We start from the raw sequence: 16654 nt of genomic DNA on the forward strand, positions 1-16654 counted from the left end.
AGGCCCGCGTTTCCTCCGCATCCCGGCAGCGATAGGCGCTGTGATGGATACCCTTGATGGCGTGCGTCATGGCTGTATCTCCCGTAACCCGCACGATGGTGTCACGGAGCGCGACCGCCGCAAAGCTGCCGATTGTGCGCAGGCGCTCAGCTGTTCACTGCAACCATGAAATAGTTCACCGACAGATCATCGCCCATCACAAAGCCGCGCACAGGCGACCAGCCCAGCCCCTTTTGCCGGGCGACATGCAAACCAACGTTTGTCAGCGCCTCAGCCAATTCTGCCGGCTGGAAAAATCGGCTCCAGTCATGGGCGCCGCGCGGAATGGTGCGCGTGATGTATTCCGCGCCGGCTATGACGACACCCCAGCTGGCGGCAGTGCGGTTGGGCGTGGACAGCACGGCCATGCCGCCCGGCACCAACAATTCCGCCAGCGCGGCGAAGAAGCTGTCGCGGCCGGCGACATGCTCGACGACTTCGAGGCAGGTTACGAGGTCGAAGCGGGCGCCGGTTGCCGCCAATTCCTCGGCCGAAGTGTGACGGTAATCGATGGCAAGGCCGCCGGCGCTGGCGTGGTCCTGTGCCACGGCAATGTTCTGCGCTGCGGCATCGATGGCGGTGACGGCGGCGCCCATGCGCGCCAGCGGTTCGGCCATCAGCCCGGCGCCGCAACCGATATCGAGCGCAGTGAGGCCCGCCAGCGGCGTGCGGCTGCGGACGGAGCGGGCAAAGTGGCTGGCCGCCTGGTCGCGGATGAACGCGCTGCGCACCGGGGTGATGCGGTGGAGCATGGCGGACGAGCCCTTGGGGTTCCACCAGTCCTGCGCCAGTGCGCCGAAAAAGGCGGCTTCGTCGGGGTTGATGCTGGGCGAGAGTGCGGCGCTGTCCATCTGGCTTCCTTGCGCACAAGTCAGGCTTGCTTGCCAATGCGGCATTGCGTTCCTATCAGGTACAAAATCCCGCATCAGCCGAATTCGTCAGGATAGCAGACCCCAGCCCATGGCACGCATCGTTATGAAATTCGGCGGCACGTCCATGGCCGGCACCGAGCGCATTCGCGGCGTTGCTGCACGGGTGAAGCGCGAAGTGGATGCCGGCAACCAGGTCGCTGTCGTGGTGTCGGCCATGGCGGGCGAAACCGACCGGCTGGTCGGCTTTTGCCGCGAGGCGTCACCGCTGGCCGATCCGCGCGAGTATGATGTGGTGGTCGCGGCCGGCGAGCAGATAACCGCAGGCTTGCTGGCCATCGCGCTGCAATCGATGGGCATGAAGGCACGGTCATGGCTGGGCTGGCAATTGCCGATCCGGTCATCGTCGGCGCACAGCGTCGCGCGCATCGAAGACATCGAAACAGACGCCATCCTGGAAAGCATGGCGCGCGGCGAAGTGGCCGTGGTGCCCGGTTTTCAGGGACTGGCGTCCGATAATCGCATCACCACCTTGGGTCGCGGCGGATCGGACACATCGGCGGTGGCGCTGGCGGCTGCGCTGAAGGCTGACCAGTGCGACATCTATACCGATGTCGATGGGGTCTATACGACCGATCCGCGCATCGTGCCGCGCGCACGCAAGCTGGACCGCATCACCTATGAGGAAATGCTGGAGCTTGCGTCAGTTGGTGCCAAGGTGTTGCAGACACGGTCGGTCGAATTGGCCATGAAGGAAAAGGTGCGGGTTCAGGTATTGTCGAGCTTTACCGACACACCTGGCACGTTCGTTGTTGACGAGGATGAGGACATGGAACGCGAGCTGGTGGCCGGCGTCGCCTATGACAAGAACGAAGCCAAGGTGACGCTGGTACGCGTGCCCGACAGGCCGGGCGTAGTCGCGGCCATATTCGGGCCATTGGCAGACGCCAATATCAACGTCGACATGATCGTGCAGAACATCGCCAAGGAAGAAGGCACCACGGACGTCACGTTCACCGTGCCCAAGACGCAGCTGCCGCAATCGCTGGATGTGCTGGCCAAGGCGCATGGGGCGATCGGCTATGCACAAATCCTGTCGGATGCCAGCGTCGCCAAGATTTCGGTCGTGGGTGTCGGCATGCGCAGCCATGCCGGCGTGGCGGCGACCATGTTCCGGGCGCTGGCGGACCGGGGGATCAACATTCAGGCGATCACGACATCCGAGATCAAGGTCTCGGTACTGATTTCCGAAGAATATGTCGAACTGGCCGTGCGCGTGCTGCACACCGCCTATGGGCTGGACGGCCCGGCCAAGGGGGATTCATGACACGTCTTGATGCGCGCTCAGCACAGCTTGATGCGCGTTCCGCACAGCTTGATGCGCGCTCCGCGAGGGGCCGCGAATTCCTCGGCTCGCGCCACGCCATCATGGCCGGCGCAATGACCTGGGTGTCGGAACGCCATCTCGTGTCGGCGATTTCCAATGCCGGCGGCTTTGGCGTCATCGCCTGCGGGGCCATGCCGCCTGCCATTTTGGACGCCGAAATCGCAGCTACCAAGGCGCTGACCGACAAGCCGTTCGGCGTCAACCTCATCACGCTGCACCCGCAGATGGACGAATTGATCGCGATCTGCGCCAAGCATCAGGTCAGCCATGTCGTGCTGGCGGGCGGGCTGCCGTCCGGGCCAGCCATTGCCGCCATCAAGGGCAATGGTGCCAAGCTGATGTGCTTTGCACCCACGGCGGCGCTGGCGAAGAAACTGGTGCGTTCGGGCGTCGATGCCATCATCATCGAAGGGTCCGAAGCCGGCGGCCATATCGGCCCTGTGTCGCTGACCGTGCTTGCGCAGGAGATCCTGCCGGTCATCACCGAAGTGCCGGTGTTTGTTGCCGGCGGCATCGGGCGCGGCTCGGCGATTGCCGCCTTTCTCGACATGGGTGCCAGCGGTGTCCAGCTGGGCACGCGCTTTGCAGCGTCGGCGGAATCGGTGGCGCATGCCAATTTCAAAAAGGCCTTCATCCGGGCCAGCGCCCGTGATGCCATTGCCAGCGTGCAAATCGACCCGCGCCTGCCGGTGATACCGGTGCGTGCGCTCAAGAACGCCGGCGGCGAAGCCTTCATGGCCAAGCAGCGCGAAATTGCCGAAGCGGTCAACCGGGGCGAGATGGACCTGGCCGCCGGGCAATTGCAGATCGAGCATTACTGGGCCGGCGCCCTGCGCCGCGCGGTGGTGGACGGCGATGTCGAAACCGGCAGCCTGATGGCCGGGCAATCAGTGGGCATGGTGACGGCGGTTCAGCCGGTGGCCGAAATCATCGCCGAGCTGGTGGCCGAGGCGGAAACCGCACTGGCTGCGCGCGCACCATCAGCCGGGCCGCCAAAGCTGGCGGCTGCCTGATGGTCGCGGTCAACGCCGCCCGGGAAATCCTGCGCCGCCTTCACGATGTGATGGCAGGGCGGACGGCGGCGCAGGCCAAACTGAACCAAGTCGTCAAGATCGTTGCCGATGAACTGGGCAGCGAGGTCGCGTCCATCTATCTGCTGCGCGACGGGATGCTGGAGCTGTTCGCAACGCAGGGCCTGGCGCAATCGGCTGTGCATGTCACCCGCCTGTCGATGGGCCAGGGCCTTGTCGGCACCATCGCCCGCAGCCGCGAAGCCATGAGCCTCGCCGAAGCCAAGGCGCATCCCGATTTCGCCTATCGGCCCGAAACCGGCGAGGATGATTTCCACAGCTTTGCCGGCGTGCCCATCGTGCGGCGCGAATCCGCCATCGGCGTGCTGGCGGTGCAGCACCGCGAGCCGCGCGACTATGCCGAGGTCGAGATCGAGGCGCTGCAAACCGTTGCCATGGTGCTGTCGGAGCTGATCCACGGTGCCGGGCTGGTCGATGATGCCCAGGCGGCGCGGGCGCGGGCGGCAAATTCCGGCCCGGCGCGTCTCAATGGCCTCAAGCTGGTCGATGGCATCGCGCGCGGCCAGGCGGTGTTCCACCAGCCGCGCGTCGTCATCGAACATACGGTCGCCGAAGACACCGACGCCGAACGCGAGCGGCTGGTCACGGCCTTTCGCCAGATGCGTGAACAGATCGATTCGATGATGGGGCAGGCCGAATTCACCGGCGCCGGCGATCATCACGACATTCTCGAAACCTACAAGATGTTCGCCTATGACGAAGGCTGGGCGCGGCGCATCAACGAAGCCATCGAGACCGGCCTGACCGCCGAAGCCGCCATCGAACGGGTGCAGGCCCGCACGCGCTCGCGGATGCGGTCCATCGATGATCCCTATTTGCGCGAACGGCTGACCGATCTCGATGATCTGGCCAACCGGCTGCTACGCATATTGTCGGGGCAATTGTCCACCGCCGCCCAGATGGGCTTGCAGGGCGATACCATCCTGGTTGCCCGTAATCTGGGGCCGGCCGAGCTGCTGGAATATGACAAGCGCCATCTCAAGGGTGTGGTGCTCGAGGAAGGCAGCCTGACGGCCCATGTCATCATCGTGGCGCGCGCCATGGGGGTGCCGGTGCTGGGCCGCGTCCACGAATTGTTCGCGCAAGTTGCCGAAGGTGACGAGCTGATCGTCGATGGCGGCAATGGCGCACTGCTGGTGCGGCCGGCCGCCGCCATGATCAAATCCTATCAGGCGATGCGCGTGCTCAAAGCCCGCCAGGCCGAGCAATGGGCGCGGCTGCGTGACCTTCCGGCGCTGTCGAAAGATGGGCACAGCATCGCGCTGATGATGAATGCAGGTCTTGCCGGCGATGCCGCCGCCCTCGATCTGACCGGCGCCGATGGCATTGGCCTGTTTCGCACCGAATTCCAGTTTCTCGTGTCGGCCACCCTGCCCCGGCGCGAACGGCAGCAGGCGTTGTATTCGCAAGTGCTGGCCAGCGCCGGCGCGCGCCCAGTGGTGTTCCGCACCATCGATATCGGCGGCGACAAGTCGGTGCCGTATCTGTCAGGCGACAACGAGGACGAAAACCCCGCCATGGGCTGGCGGGCGCTGCGGCTGGCGCTGGGCCGGTCGGGCCTGATGAAGGTGCAGGCCCGTGCGCTGTTGCAGGCCGCTGCCGGCCAGACGCTGCGCATCATGTTCCCGATGATCAGCGAGCCATGGGAATTTGCCGAGGCGCGGGCGCTGGTCGAGGCGCAAAAGGCGCTGATCGTGCGCCAGGGCCATGCGCTGCCGACCGAGATTCAATATGGCGCGATGATCGAGGTGCCGGCCTTGATCGAAACGCTCGATGTGCTGCTGCCAATGGTGGATTTCGTGTCGGTCGGCACCAACGACCTGACGCAGTTCCTGTTTGCTGCCGACCGTGCCAATCCGCGGCTGGCCGACCGCTATGACTGGCTGTCGCCGGCGATCCTGCGCGTCATCCGCCGCATCGTGCGCGCTGCCCGCGATGCCGATGTGCCGGTGACGGTGTGCGGCGAAATGGGTGGGCGGCCGCTGGAGGCGCTGGCGTTGATGGCCATCGGCGTGGAACGGCTGTCGATAACGCCGGCTGCCATCGGGCCGATAAAGGCGATGGTGCGGTCTGCCAATCTGGCGCCGCTGGCCGAAGCCATGAACCTGTGGCTGGATGCGCCCGGCACCAATATCCGCACGCAATTGCAGACAACAGCGACCCTTCAGGGCATCGCGCTGGCCTGAGCCTTATTCCGGAAACACCTTGTGCCAGTTGGTCACCGAACGCGATTCGAACAGTCCGGCCTGATGATAGGGATCGCCGTTGGCAAAGGCGATGGCGGTATCGCGGTCGTCAAAATCGATGATCAGCAGCGACCCCATGGCACGGCCGTCAGGGCGCAGCAGGGGGCCGGCGACCAGCACATCGCCTCGCACGGTGTTGATATGGGCCAGATGCGCCGGGCGCGTCGCCAGGCGCAGTTCGGCCGAATCGGGCCGGTCGATGCAATGAATAGCAAAATAGGGCATGGATCAGACCTGAAAACGCACGCTGATTCGCTGCCGTGCAAACAAGGTCTAGCCCGGCGCACCGCCGGCGAAAAGGGGACATGCGCAAAAGTCTGATCGTCGTGCCGGGGGTGCTGCTGTGCTGCATCCTTGCGCTTGCCGGACAGGCACTGGCGCCGCGTCTGGGCCTGTCCGTGCCTGGGCCAGTCATCGGGCTTGGCCTGTATCTCGCCTGGCTGTTGTGGGGGCGCGGCATCGGCTGGTCGCGCCCCGGCGCCGATTTGCTGCTGCGCTGGCTGGGCGCCTTGATCGTTCCGGCACTGGTCGGGGTTGCCGATGTGGTCCGGGAACCGGGGGTTGCGACCCTGAAGATCTTGCTGATCATCGCGGTCACCACACCTTTGACAGCATTGGCGACGGCGCTGGCATGGCGGTTTTTGTCACAAAAAAAAGACACTTAACGTGCTATTTAAGTCTTGCACGGGCTGCAAACCGCCAGTTATGGTTTCAGTAATATTAACGCAGGGGAAATATTCGTGAGTTTCAAGTTTTTCGGAAGCGCTGTTATTGGCGCCGCACTGCTTTCCACAACGGCCGCATCGGCTGCTCCAAGGTACAGGCTTGTCGTTCTGGCGCCGCCGGCCAATGCCACGACATCGGTCGCTCGTGCCATCAGTGCCAACGGTCAGATCACCGGCGAAGCACCGATCGGTGCGGACGCGGTCGGCAACACCGCCACCAATTATGGCAGCGTCGGCAATTTGGCCAGCACTGCCATTCCCGGGCCGGCCGGAACCACCAACAGCTTCACGCGCGGCATCAACGATAGCGGCGTTGCCGCCGGCACCGCGCAGAACAACGTTGCCAACACCAGCCAGGCAATTCTGGCCAGCACCAGCGGGCTCACCTTGCTGAATGCCGCCAGCGGCTTTGCCAATGCCGGCGCTACCGGTATCAACAACGGTGGCACAGTGGTCGGCTACAGCCAGTCCATCGGTATCTTCGCCGCCGAAGGCACCGCTCGGCCGATCAGCGCTGGCCAAGGCCAGCAAACCGCCACTGTGTGGGACGCGTTGGGCAACGCCAGCACGCTGGCCAATCCGTTTGGCAATTTCAACAGCCTTGCAACGGCCGTCAACGCCGCTGGCCAGGTGGCAGGCGCTGCCAACCGCAGCGCCGGCGCAGTGTCCAACGCCGTAATCTGGAACGGCGCCAACGCCACCGCGCTGGCCACGCTGGGCACTGAACGTTCCACTGCCCGCTCCATCAGCAGCACGGGCTGGGTAGCAGGTCGTACCGATCAATTGTCGGATGGCAGCTTTGTGGGCAGCGTTTGGGACAGCGCCGGCGCCAAATTCGGCCTGGCCCCCGTGGCCGGCTGCGGCATGAGCGACCTGCGCAGCATCAATTCCAAAAACACCGTGGTGGGCTTTTCCTTGAACGGGGCCTGCTCAGGTGTTGCAACGGCGTCACTGTGGCAATGGAATGGCAGCGGTTTTGACGGCTTTGAACTGGGTTCGCTGGTGGTCAATCTGAACGGATTCACCCTGCAGGCGCCTCAGGGCATCAACGACCTTGGCCAGATTGTCGGCTTTGGTTTCGATGCGCAGGGCAACACGCGCGGCTATCTGCTCACCGCTGTTCCCGAACCGGCAAGCTGGGCAATGCTGATCTGCGGCTTTGGCCTGGTCGGTGCGGCCGCGCGCCGTCGCCGCCTGGCAGTGTCGGCCTGACATCCAAAGTGCCGATGTTGCCGCATTTTGGCGACATCGGCACAATGATCCTGTGCTGCGGCGCGGTGCTTACCGGCTTTGCCGGTGCCCGCGCCGTTTCGCTGCGCCTTGGCAATCCGCCATTGGCCAGTCCGGTGCTCGTCACCGCGATCGGCGCTGTCGTCCTGATCTGGCTGCTGGGCATGCCGCAGGCGCGCTTTGCCGAGGCGACGGCGCCGCTGCGCTGGCTGCTCGGTCCGGCGCTGATCGCCATGGCCGTCATCATCATTCGCAGCCGGCCCTTGTTGCGCCGCCGCCCCTGGCCAATGATCGGCGCCGCGTTTGTCGGAACCATTGTCGGCGTCGGCAGCGCCGCGGCCATGGTCTGGCTGCTAGATGTGCCGGCGCCCTATGATGCGGCGCTGACCACCAAATCCGTCACCGCGCCATTTGCCGTGGCCATTCAAGGCAGGGCGGGCGGCCCCGTTGCACTGGCTGCGGCGCTGTCGGTGTTGACCGGCGTCATCGGCACGTTGCTGGTGCCGCCGTTGCTGACGGCGCTGCGAATCACCGATCCGGCGGCGCGCGGGCTGGCGCTGGGCGCGTCGGCCCATATCGTCGCCACGGACTGGCTGCTGCGCCGCGATCCGGATACCGCTGCCATATCGGCCCTCGCGCTGGTGCTGGTCGGACTGATGGCGGCGGTGCTGGTGCCTGTCATCGGCTGACCGCGTGTCGGGCGGTCCATGACAGTTGACGGATGGGCGAGGCTTCGCTATTTGCCCGCCTCTGTCGTCCAGCCTTTCGAGTCTGGCAGCTGCTCTTTTTTTGAACAGGATTTTGACGATGTCGCGCGTTTGCGAACTCACCGCCAAGGGCCGCATGGTCGGCAACAACGTGTCCCACGCCAACAACAAGACCAAGCGCACGTTCCTGCCCAACCTGCAGAATGTCACGCTGATGTCTGATTCGCTGGGCCGCTCGGTGCGCCTGCGCGTTTCGATGAACGGCCTGCGTTCTGTCGAACATGTCGGCGGTCTCGACAATTGGCTCGTCAAGACCAAGGACGAGCTGCTGTCCGATCGTTGCGTCAAGCTGAAGCGCGAAATCAACAAGAAGGTTGCCGTCGTCGCTGCCTGATTGGCACCAGCGCACAATTTCATGACAACGGCCGGGTGACCCCCGGCCGTTTTCGTGTCAGCCTGACATGATGAACGCTGCCTCCCCTGTTCGCGCCTGCACCCTCGCCGATGTGCCCGTGGTAACCGATATCCTCGCGCGCGCCTTTCAGGACGATCCGGCCATGACGTGGATCTGGCCGGATGCGGCGCAGCGCAGCAGGCGCCTGCCCCGGTTTTTCGACCTCATCACCCACACCGACGTTGATCCGGCGCATTGGCACATCGCGCTGGACCGTGACGGCCAGCCAGCGGCCGCTGCCCTATGGCGGCGGCCGTCGCGGTGGGAAGTGCCGACCCGCGCGATGCTGCGCCAGTTGCCGCGTCTTGTCGGCACCTTTGGCCGCGACCTGCCGCGCGCGCTCAGGCTGCAGGGCCTGCTCGATGCCAACCATATGCGCTACCGCCATTGGTATCTCCAGTTTGTCGGCTGTCTGCCGCGCTCGCAGGGCCAGGGGCTGGGCGGCGCTGTCATCCGCGCCGGGCTGGCGCGCGCCGACGAATCGGGCCTGCCCGCTTATCTGGAAACAGCGACGCCCGACAATGTCGGGCTCTACCAGGCGCTGGGGTTCGATATCATCAAGACCTATGGGATGACCGGCGGACCGGACTTCTGGTCGATGTGCCGGCCGGCGCCGGGGAAGGACCATGCAAGCCATGCGCATTGAACCCTGTCTGCTGTCGCTGATCTTCGCAGGTCCGGCGCTGGCGGCACCCGGAACGGTGCTGATGCCGGAAAACCCCGCAGCGCGGGCGCAGCAAGAGCAATATGGCTATGCCGAGGCCGTCATCGTCGGCGACACCATCTATCTGTCCGGCGTCATAGCCGGGCCGGCCCCGGGCGAAACCAGCCTGGAGCCGGCCTATGAACGAGCGTTCGCCCATATCGCATCGATTCTGGCGCGCGCCGGGGCAAGCTGGGCCGATGTAGCCGACATGACGACCTTTCACACGGACCTGCCGGCACAGATTGCGGCCTGCACAGCGGTCAAGAACCGCTACGTCAAGGCGCCCTTCCCGGCCTGGACGGCCATCGGCATTTCCCGGTTGTTCGAACCGACCGGCATCACGGAAATCAAGGTGACGGCGCACCGCCGGCCGAGATAACGTCCGCCGGCAGTTCCAGCTTCATCAGGATGGTCGCCTGCAACGCCGACAGATTGTCGTCGCTGATGATGTATATGAATGTGCGCTCGCCCTTGTGGCGCACAGCCATGCCTTCGAAATTGTCCCACACCAGCGGCGGCCCCCATCGCGCCAGCAGCCGGGCCGGGGCGAGGTCGCTGCGGCCGTCCAGCACCGGGCCCAAATCGACCATCGTGATGGCGGAGCTGCGCTCAAGCGGCGTGAAGCGCCGGTGGAGCACAAGAATATGGCGGCCATCGATGACCACGGCATCGACCGGGCTGAAACCGGCCACGCCGTCCACGCCGATGCTGCGCGTGTGCGCGCCCCGCGTCAGCAGCGCGCGCCGCGACCCGTCTGGCCGGACCAGGGTTTCGGCGATGATGATGCGGGCGCCGCCGGGCAAGCGCACCATGGCTTCACCGCCGCTGTTCGCGGGCCAGCCCATCTGCGCCGTGAGCCGTTCGTCGCGCACCGCCGTCATGGCCATCGGCTGCCCGGTGAAATGCATGATACGGTGCTGCTGTTCATAGCTGACTTGCGCGGTGCCGGAGGCCGGGTCCCAGACCAGCGCCTCGGCATCGCCGGCGGATTTGGTCGGCGCCGGCTGGCCGTCAAGTCCGGGGATCGGCGCCATGCGCATCCCGGTCACGCCAGTCAGCCGGTCGCCAGCCTCGACGGTCGCAAACGCCAGCCAGTTGCCGGTGTCCGATACCGACAGGAAGCCGTCAGGGCCGGCCGCAAGCGCAGATATGGCGCCGAAATCTGCCGATGCCGCGCGCAGCCGGATTGCCCCCAGAAAGCGCAGATCGCCAAGCCACTCCTGCGCCAGCGGCAAAGGTTCGGCTGTGGCGGCAAGCGTGACGGCGACCGGCAGAGCGGCGCTGTGCGGCGGCTTCAGGCTGTCGACACAGGACGCCAGCGCCGCTGCGATGACGAGAAAGGACAAAAGCCGGGAAAACATCGTCGATGCCCATAGCAGCGCCGCGTGCGAGCCGCTATCGCTGCGCGCAATGCCCATGTCCCAGCCTGCAGACCCCCAGCATACAAGCCCCCAGCATATCCTGGCGCATGTCTTTGGTTTCCCCAGCTTTCGCGGGCTGCAGGCGCCGATCATTGCCGATGTCTGTGCCGGCCAGGACGTACTGGCGATCATGCCGACGGGATCGGGCAAGTCGTTGTGCTACCAGATCCCGGCGCTGGTGCGGCCGGGAACGGCGCTGGTCATTTCGCCGCTGATCGCATTGATGCAGGACCAGGTGCGGGCGCTGCGGGCGCTGGGAGTCAATGCCGCCGCGCTCAACAGCCAGTCCGAAAACTCCGAGGACACGATCCGCGCGTTGCAGGATGGCACGCTCGACTTGTTGTATGTGGCGCCCGAACGCGCGCTGATGGATGGCTTCATGACCATGGTGGCGCGCGCCGAAATCGCGCTGGTCGCCATCGACGAGGCGCATTGCGTCAGCCAATGGGGCCATGATTTCCGCCCCGAATATCGCCAGCTCCGCCAGCTTTGCGACGCCCTGCCCGGCGTGCCGCGCGTGGCATTGACCGCCACGGCCGATGTCGAAACCCGCGCCGACATCTGCGCCCAGCTCGGCATTGCGCCCGAACGCATGGTCGTCGCCGGGTTTGACCGGCCCAATATCCGCTACGAAGTCGTCGCCAAGGACAATGTCCGCAAGCAACTGCTGGATTTTGTCGGCCGGCAGGGCGGGCGGCCGGGCATCGTCTATGCACCCACCCGCGCCGCCGCCGACAAGGTTGCGGTCTGGCTGGCCGAGGCCGGAGTGAACGCCCGCGCTTATCACGCCGGGTTGGACGGTCATGTCCGGTCGCGCAACCAGGCCGATTTCGTCAAATCCGAGGATATGGTGATGGCCGCGACCATTGCGTTCGGCATGGGCATCGACAAGCCCGATGTGCGCTTTGTTGCCCATGTCGGCCTGCCCAAATCCATCGAAGCCTATTATCAGGAAACCGGCCGCGCGGGCCGCGACGGAGACCCGGCGGTGGCGCATCTGATCTGGGGCGCCGAAGATGTCGCGCGGCTGCGCCAGTTCATCGCGCAGGGCGAGGCCAGCCCGGTACAGCAACGGCTGGCCAGCACGCGGCTCGATGCGCTGGTCGGCTTTCTGGAAACACCGAGCTGTCGGCGCGGGCCGCTATTGCAATATTTCGGCGAACCGCGCCCCGAACCATGCGGCAACTGCGACAATTGCCTGGCGCCGCCGCAGGTCGAGGATGTCACCGAAGCCGCGCGCAAGCTGCTGTCGGCGGTGTATCGCACCGGGCAGCGGTTCGGCATGGGCCATGTCATCGGCGTGCTGGCAGGCCGCAGCGACGAGCGCGCGACGCGTTTTGGCCATGACCGGCTTTCGGTGTTCGGCATCGGCGCCGATGTGCCTGACAGCGAATGGAAACGGCTGGCGCGCCAGTTGGAAGTGGCCGAGGCGCTGGTGCGCGAGCCGGAGCATGGCGGACTGATGTTGGGACCACGGGCGCGGGCAATCCTGAAGGGCGAGGCCGGCGTTGCCATGACGCGCGCCGCCCCCAAGACGGCCGAAAGGACCGCAAAAGCCGCCAGCATGGCCCAGGTCAACCCGCGCGACGCCGCGTTGTTCGAGGCCTTGCGGGCCATCAGACGGCAGCTGGCCGCCGAGGCCAGCCTGCCGCCCTATGTCATTTTCCACGATTCGACATTGCGCGCCATGGCGGCGAGCCGGCCGGGCACGCTTGCCGAAATGGCGCGCGTGCCCGGCGTTGGCGATCGCAAGCTCAGTGCCTATGGCGAGGCATTCCTGGCTGCCATCACTGCTGATTGAACCTTACCAGCCGCGATTGTCGTTGCGATTGCGGCAGCTGCTGCGTTCGATGGCATTGCCCGCAACCGCGCCGGCAATGGCGCCGAAGATCGTTCCCGCCGTGCGGTTGCGGCGCCCGCCAAGGCCATAGCCGACCGCGCCGCCGGCAAGACCGCCCACCACGGCGCCGGTGCCGCCGCTGCAGCGACGTTCATCGCGATAGCCGCGCTGGTCGTTATTGCCGCGCTGGTCATAATAGCCGGGGGGCGGGCCGTTCTGGCCATATTGGCCCTGCTGTCCCCACCCGCTCTGCTCATAGGCCGGCGGAAAACCCTGATCGCCGTAACGCGAATAGGCCTGCGGCGCATAGGCTTGCGCCTGGGGCGCGGACTGGGCGTGCTGCTGATACATCTGGAACAACGGGCCACCGCCCTGCCATTCCTGTGCCGCAACCGGCGCTGCCATGGTCATGAGCAACATCGCGGAAATGATCGTCTTCACCTTGAGAAACTCCCCTGTTTCAAGAATTGGCCTGTTTCAAGAATTGGCCTGCTTCAAAAACCGGATGCCAAACACTGATCCAGTCCGTGCTGCACTGTCCTGCGCGCCTCACCTGTTCACAATGGCTGACAAGGGGTGAACTCTTTCTGAACTGGCAGGTCAGCCTGCGTTCACCCATCATCGGCCAGTTTGCAGTGAATTCAAGTCCGCACATTCGGGCCGCATCACTGCAACACAGGAGACGTTCATGTCGAAATCACTCAGGTCGAAATCACTGGCGGGCATGGTCATCGCCGCCATGCTTGCAGCAACGCCGCTGGCCCCCGCCATGGCCCAGAACCGCGCGCCGCAGGGACAACAGGCATCGCGGTTCGAATTCGACGGCAAGACCTATCAGACCCGCAGCCAGTGCCTGGCCGCCAAGAAGCGCGCCCAGAAACGTGGGACCATCGTCGGCGCTGTAGCAGCCGGCGCCGGCGCAGCCCTGCTCGGCGGCAATCTGGGCGAAACCGCACTGGTGGCTGGTGGCGGCGCGCTGCTGGGCCGTGAACTGGGCCGGAACAGCAAGAAATGCTGATGTCCCGGACTGGTTGACGGCCGGAAGACACAGCCCATGCGCCTCAACCACGTCACCTTGCCGGCGACCGATCTTGCCGCCTCTTGCGCTTTTTACGAGGCGCTGGGCCTGAAGCTGATCGTTCTCGCTGCGCCGCGTTATGCGCGCTTTGCCGTCGATGATCACAGCACGCTGTCGGTCGAGGTAACCGGCGATGGCCGCGCCGGCACGGCCGAAATCTTCATCGCCTGTGACATTGTCGATGATGATGTTGCACAGGCGATGGCCAATGGCCTGGTGTTCGACACCCCGCCGACCGACCAGAGCTATCTGTGGCGCACCGCCGGCCTGACCGACCCGGCGGGCAATCGCATCGTGCTGTTCACACCCGGCAGCAACCAGCATTTCCCGCCGTGGCGGCTGGAAACCAGGCGGGCCTGAGGCGTCAACCCGAACATGACGCGCCGCCAAGCACGCAAAACCGCGCGCAGTGCGGGTGGTTGAGAGCCACGGGCCGAGACGCTTCCGCAAGGGTCGTGCCAAGCTCGAACTGCGGATCATAGGCGAGCAGGGTGCAGGCGAGCACGGCGGGCCGATCGGCGCCGCGCCGGCGCACCACCATGCGCGATGACGCGCACATGATGCTGGCTGGCGAGACATCCAATATGCCCCAGCACGCCGTGGTGATTTCGGGTACATCCGCGCTGGCATCCATTTCGGGGAACAGCACCAGCGGCGGACAGGGCAGACCCTGCCCGGCAAAAAGCGCCGCATAGCCGGCGGTTGCCGCCGCTTCGCTCTCGCCGGCCAGGTGCCGGCCGGCGATGGCGATGGCAAAGCCCTGGCCGGCCAGCCAGCGGATGCCATCAAGGGCGATGGCAAAGCTGCCGTCACCCCGCTCGGCATCATGAATGGCGGCGCTGAAGTGATCGAGACTGATACGAAATGTCAGCCGTTCGCGTGACAGTTTCCCCACCTCTGCCTCGAAGCGGCGCAGCGGCCGCATCGCGTTGGTCAGCACCAGCACATCGAAACCGCGCTGCTGCACCAGAGCGATCATCGCCGGGAAATCGCGATTCATGAAAGGTTCGCCGCCGGTGAAGCCGATCTCGCGCACCGGCAGGCCATCGCGGGCGATTTCGTCGAGATAAAGCGTCAGGTCGGCCAAAGTCAGATACACAAGCGCATCGTTGGTCGGCGAGCTTTCGATGTAGCACCCTCGGCAAGCGAGGTTGCACAGCGTGCCCGTGTTGAACCACAGGGTGGTCAGCCCGCCGAGCGTGACGCTGGCGCGCGCTTCGCCCTTGGCTGTCAACAGCGGATCGCGAAACTTGGCTGGATCGAGCGGTTTGGCGCCGACGGCAAAAGGCGAAGCTGCGGTGATGGCAAAGGCTCCCGGATGTAGTGTTGCGCGCATGTTTACAGCAAAATTTCAGCAGCGACGTAACCCGTTTTCGCGTATCTGCGAAGGACGGGTGAGCAGCGGGGACGTGGTCGGCGCATGAATTTGGAAGACAGCTGGAGCCATCGCGGCCAGATCGATCGCGCCGCCGGCAAGGGCTGCTGCTGAGCGATGCGGATACTGGTCACCGGTGCTGCCGGACTGATTGGCAGCGAGCTTTGCGCGCGGCTGGCGTCCGCCGGCCATGCGGTGACGGCGCTGGTGCACCGGCGGCATGCGCTCACCGACAATCGCGGGTCTGTCGTGCCGAGCCGGGCCGAGGGTGCAGAGCCGGCGCCGGGTGAAGTCGTCACTCGTGGCGGCGATGTACGGCTGCCCGGGCTGGGGCTGGCGCAGGTGCCTGCCAATGACCTGCTGGTGCATTGCGCAGCGGTGACGGCTTTCGATGCGGCCGAAGATGTGTACCGCGCAGTGAATATCGATGGCACACGCCATGCCATCGCTGCGGCGCGGGCGAGCGGCGCCGGGCTGCTGCATGTCTCCACCGCCTATGTCTGCGGGACGACCGATGGCCCTATCGCGCCGGGGTTCACGGGGGCCGCCTTCACCAACGGCTATGAAGCCAGCAAGGCGGCAGGCGAGGCGCTGGTGCGCGCGTCAGGCTTGCCATTCGCCATCGCACGGCCTTCGGTGGTGGTCGGCGACTGGACGAGCGGGCAGATTTCGCGATTTGAAAACATCTACATGATCTTCAAGCTGATTGCCGAAGGCCGCATCCGCACCCTGCCGGCGGCAGCGGGCGCGACGCTCGACCTGGTGCCGATCGACCATGTGATTGCCGGCCTGATAGTGATGACCGAGCGCTTTGCCGATCTGGCGGGGCAGACAGTGCATCTGACGGCACAAGCGCCGACGCCGATCCCCGCCATCGGCACCGCCATGGCGCGTGCCGGGCTGGGAACGCCGGATTTCGTGGCGCCGGCGCAATTCGACCCGGCGCATTTGCCCGCCGGCGAACGTCGCTGGCACGCGGCGGCCGCGACGCTCTACACCGCCTATCTGCTGCGCGACCCGCGTTTCGTCGCGGATTGCGCGCTGCTGCCACCGTGCCCGCCGACTGACGCGGCATGGATGGACCGGCTGATTGCGTTTGCTGTAGCGGCGAGGTTCGTGCGGGTGAAGGCCGCCGCCTGACACTCACCGTATGCCACAATCCCGCGCGCCCCTCCCCACGTATCACCTGCGGCGGTGGGGGACACAGTGGAACGGCTGCTTACGCCCCAGTTGCAGACATCTGCCCAAATCGGCATTCATGCGGAAGGAGCTGACTTATGCGGATGATCTTGTGCTTCCTGCTTAGCCTGATTGCAGTGGTCTTTGCGGTTGTTGGAACAACGATGCCGCTCACGCTTCACGCTCAAGCTGCGACCGATCGCGTATACTATGAGCAGTTTCAGGTAGCCGCATCGTACATAGACAAAAATGGGAAAATACCGACCAGAGAGGCTCTTCGAAGTTTTGAAAGCAGCCGACGACGACG

At 65.2% G+C, this 16654-nt stretch carries 19 protein-coding genes; 14 read left to right on the forward strand and 5 right to left on the reverse strand.

The features are described 5' to 3' along the window. Positions 1-146 precede the first annotated feature (146 nt). Positions 147-890 (reverse strand): bifunctional 2-polyprenyl-6-hydroxyphenol methylase/3-demethylubiquinol 3-O-methyltransferase UbiG, encoded by a 744-nt coding sequence (gene ubiG, locus RMQ73_RS08305; protein ID WP_310497678.1) that lies wholly within the window; start codon positions 888-890, stop codon positions 147-149. A gap of 109 nt (positions 891-999) precedes the next feature. Here ubiG and RMQ73_RS08310 point away from each other — a divergent pair, with 109 nt between their 5' ends. Genes RMQ73_RS08310 through ptsP form a run of 3 tightly spaced genes read left to right on the forward strand, consistent with a single transcriptional unit; the run spans position 1000 to position 5572 of the window. Further along, complete coding sequence (locus RMQ73_RS08310; RefSeq protein ID WP_310497679.1) at positions 1000-2235, forward strand: aspartate kinase; 1236 nt, start codon at positions 1000-1002, stop codon at positions 2233-2235. After that, complete coding sequence (locus RMQ73_RS08315) at positions 2232-3308, forward strand: nitronate monooxygenase (protein ID WP_310497680.1); 1077 nt, start codon at positions 2232-2234, stop codon at positions 3306-3308. Before RMQ73_RS08310 ends, RMQ73_RS08315 begins: the two co-directional genes overlap by 4 nt. After that, complete coding sequence (gene ptsP, locus RMQ73_RS08320; protein ID WP_310497681.1) at positions 3308-5572, forward strand: phosphoenolpyruvate--protein phosphotransferase; 2265 nt, start codon at positions 3308-3310, stop codon at positions 5570-5572. Before RMQ73_RS08315 ends, ptsP begins: the two co-directional genes overlap by 1 nt. Positions 5573-5575: 3 nt before the next feature. Here ptsP and RMQ73_RS08325 read toward each other — a convergent pair whose 3' ends face one another. Next, positions 5576-5857 carry a YciI family protein gene (locus RMQ73_RS08325; protein ID WP_310497682.1) on the reverse strand — a complete coding sequence of 94 codons (282 nt, stop codon included), beginning with the start codon at positions 5855-5857 and terminating at the stop codon, positions 5576-5578. Between the two features lie 80 nt (positions 5858-5937). On the opposite strand from RMQ73_RS08325, the gene RMQ73_RS08330 reads away from it, so the two are divergent. From RMQ73_RS08330 to RMQ73_RS08355, 6 genes are all read left to right on the forward strand, one after another. Further along, positions 5938-6297, forward strand: a complete 360-nt coding sequence (locus RMQ73_RS08330; RefSeq protein WP_310497683.1) for a CidA/LrgA family protein — start codon at positions 5938-5940, stop codon at positions 6295-6297. Positions 6298-6372: 75 nt separating this feature from the next. Continuing rightward, positions 6373-7569 (forward strand): PEPxxWA-CTERM sorting domain-containing protein, encoded by a 1197-nt coding sequence (locus tag RMQ73_RS08335; protein WP_310497684.1) that lies wholly within the window; start codon positions 6373-6375, stop codon positions 7567-7569. Positions 7570-7583: 14 nt separating this feature from the next. Further along, positions 7584-8276 (forward strand): LrgB family protein, encoded by a 693-nt coding sequence (locus tag RMQ73_RS08340; protein ID WP_310497685.1) that lies wholly within the window; start codon positions 7584-7586, stop codon positions 8274-8276. A 118-nt stretch (positions 8277-8394) separates the two neighbouring features. After that, the gene (gene rpmB, locus RMQ73_RS08345) at positions 8395-8688 is read left to right on the forward strand and encodes a 50S ribosomal protein L28 (protein WP_310497686.1); all 294 of its coding nucleotides are present in this window, start codon (positions 8395-8397) and stop codon (positions 8686-8688) included. A 67-nt stretch (positions 8689-8755) separates the two neighbouring features. Beyond that, the gene (locus tag RMQ73_RS08350) at positions 8756-9394 is read left to right on the forward strand and encodes a GNAT family N-acetyltransferase (protein ID WP_310497687.1); all 639 of its coding nucleotides are present in this window, start codon (positions 8756-8758) and stop codon (positions 9392-9394) included. Continuing rightward, positions 9384-9833 carry a RidA family protein gene (locus tag RMQ73_RS08355; protein WP_310497688.1) on the forward strand — a complete coding sequence of 150 codons (450 nt, stop codon included), beginning with the start codon at positions 9384-9386 and terminating at the stop codon, positions 9831-9833. The genes RMQ73_RS08350 and RMQ73_RS08355 overlap by 11 nt, the downstream gene beginning before the upstream one ends. On the opposite strand, the gene RMQ73_RS08360 is transcribed toward RMQ73_RS08355, so the two are convergent. Beyond that, positions 9802-10872, reverse strand: a complete 1071-nt coding sequence (locus RMQ73_RS08360; protein ID WP_310497690.1) for an esterase-like activity of phytase family protein — start codon at positions 10870-10872, stop codon at positions 9802-9804. The genes RMQ73_RS08355 and RMQ73_RS08360 overlap by 32 nt on opposite strands. On the opposite strand from RMQ73_RS08360, the gene recQ reads away from it, so the two are divergent. Further along, positions 10871-12676, forward strand: coding sequence for a DNA helicase RecQ (gene recQ, locus RMQ73_RS08365; protein WP_310497691.1), 1806 nt, complete (start codon positions 10871-10873; stop codon positions 12674-12676). The two genes, RMQ73_RS08360 and recQ, sit on opposite strands and share 2 nt — an antisense overlap. 3 nt (positions 12677-12679) lie before the next feature. On the opposite strand, the gene RMQ73_RS08370 is transcribed toward recQ, so the two are convergent. Further along, positions 12680-13156 (reverse strand): glycine zipper 2TM domain-containing protein, encoded by a 477-nt coding sequence (locus RMQ73_RS08370; RefSeq protein WP_310497692.1) that lies wholly within the window; start codon positions 13154-13156, stop codon positions 12680-12682. Between the two features lie 247 nt (positions 13157-13403). On the opposite strand from RMQ73_RS08370, the gene RMQ73_RS08375 reads away from it, so the two are divergent. Next, on the forward strand, positions 13404-13733 hold the full coding sequence (locus tag RMQ73_RS08375) for a hypothetical protein (RefSeq protein WP_310497693.1): 330 nt from the start codon (positions 13404-13406) through the stop codon (positions 13731-13733). Between the two features lie 36 nt (positions 13734-13769). Further along, positions 13770-14153, forward strand: coding sequence for a VOC family protein (locus RMQ73_RS08380; RefSeq protein WP_310497694.1), 384 nt, complete (start codon positions 13770-13772; stop codon positions 14151-14153). A 4-nt stretch (positions 14154-14157) separates the two neighbouring features. Here RMQ73_RS08380 and RMQ73_RS08385 read toward each other — a convergent pair whose 3' ends face one another. Further along, complete coding sequence (locus RMQ73_RS08385) at positions 14158-15129, reverse strand: radical SAM protein (RefSeq protein WP_310497695.1); 972 nt, start codon at positions 15127-15129, stop codon at positions 14158-14160. Positions 15130-15285: 156 nt separating this feature from the next. Here RMQ73_RS08385 and RMQ73_RS08390 point away from each other — a divergent pair, with 156 nt between their 5' ends. Both RMQ73_RS08390 and RMQ73_RS08395 read left to right on the forward strand, forming a co-directional pair. Beyond that, positions 15286-16308 (forward strand): SDR family oxidoreductase, encoded by a 1023-nt coding sequence (locus tag RMQ73_RS08390; RefSeq protein ID WP_310497696.1) that lies wholly within the window; start codon positions 15286-15288, stop codon positions 16306-16308. Positions 16309-16445: 137 nt separating this feature from the next. After that, on the forward strand, positions 16446-16654 hold a 209-nt coding region (locus RMQ73_RS08395; RefSeq protein WP_310497697.1), incomplete at its 3' end, for a hypothetical protein.

Origin of the sequence: Sandarakinorhabdus sp., assembly GCF_031430775.1 — a bacterium.
Classification (GTDB): Bacteria; Pseudomonadota; Alphaproteobacteria; order Sphingomonadales; family Sphingomonadaceae; genus Sandarakinorhabdus.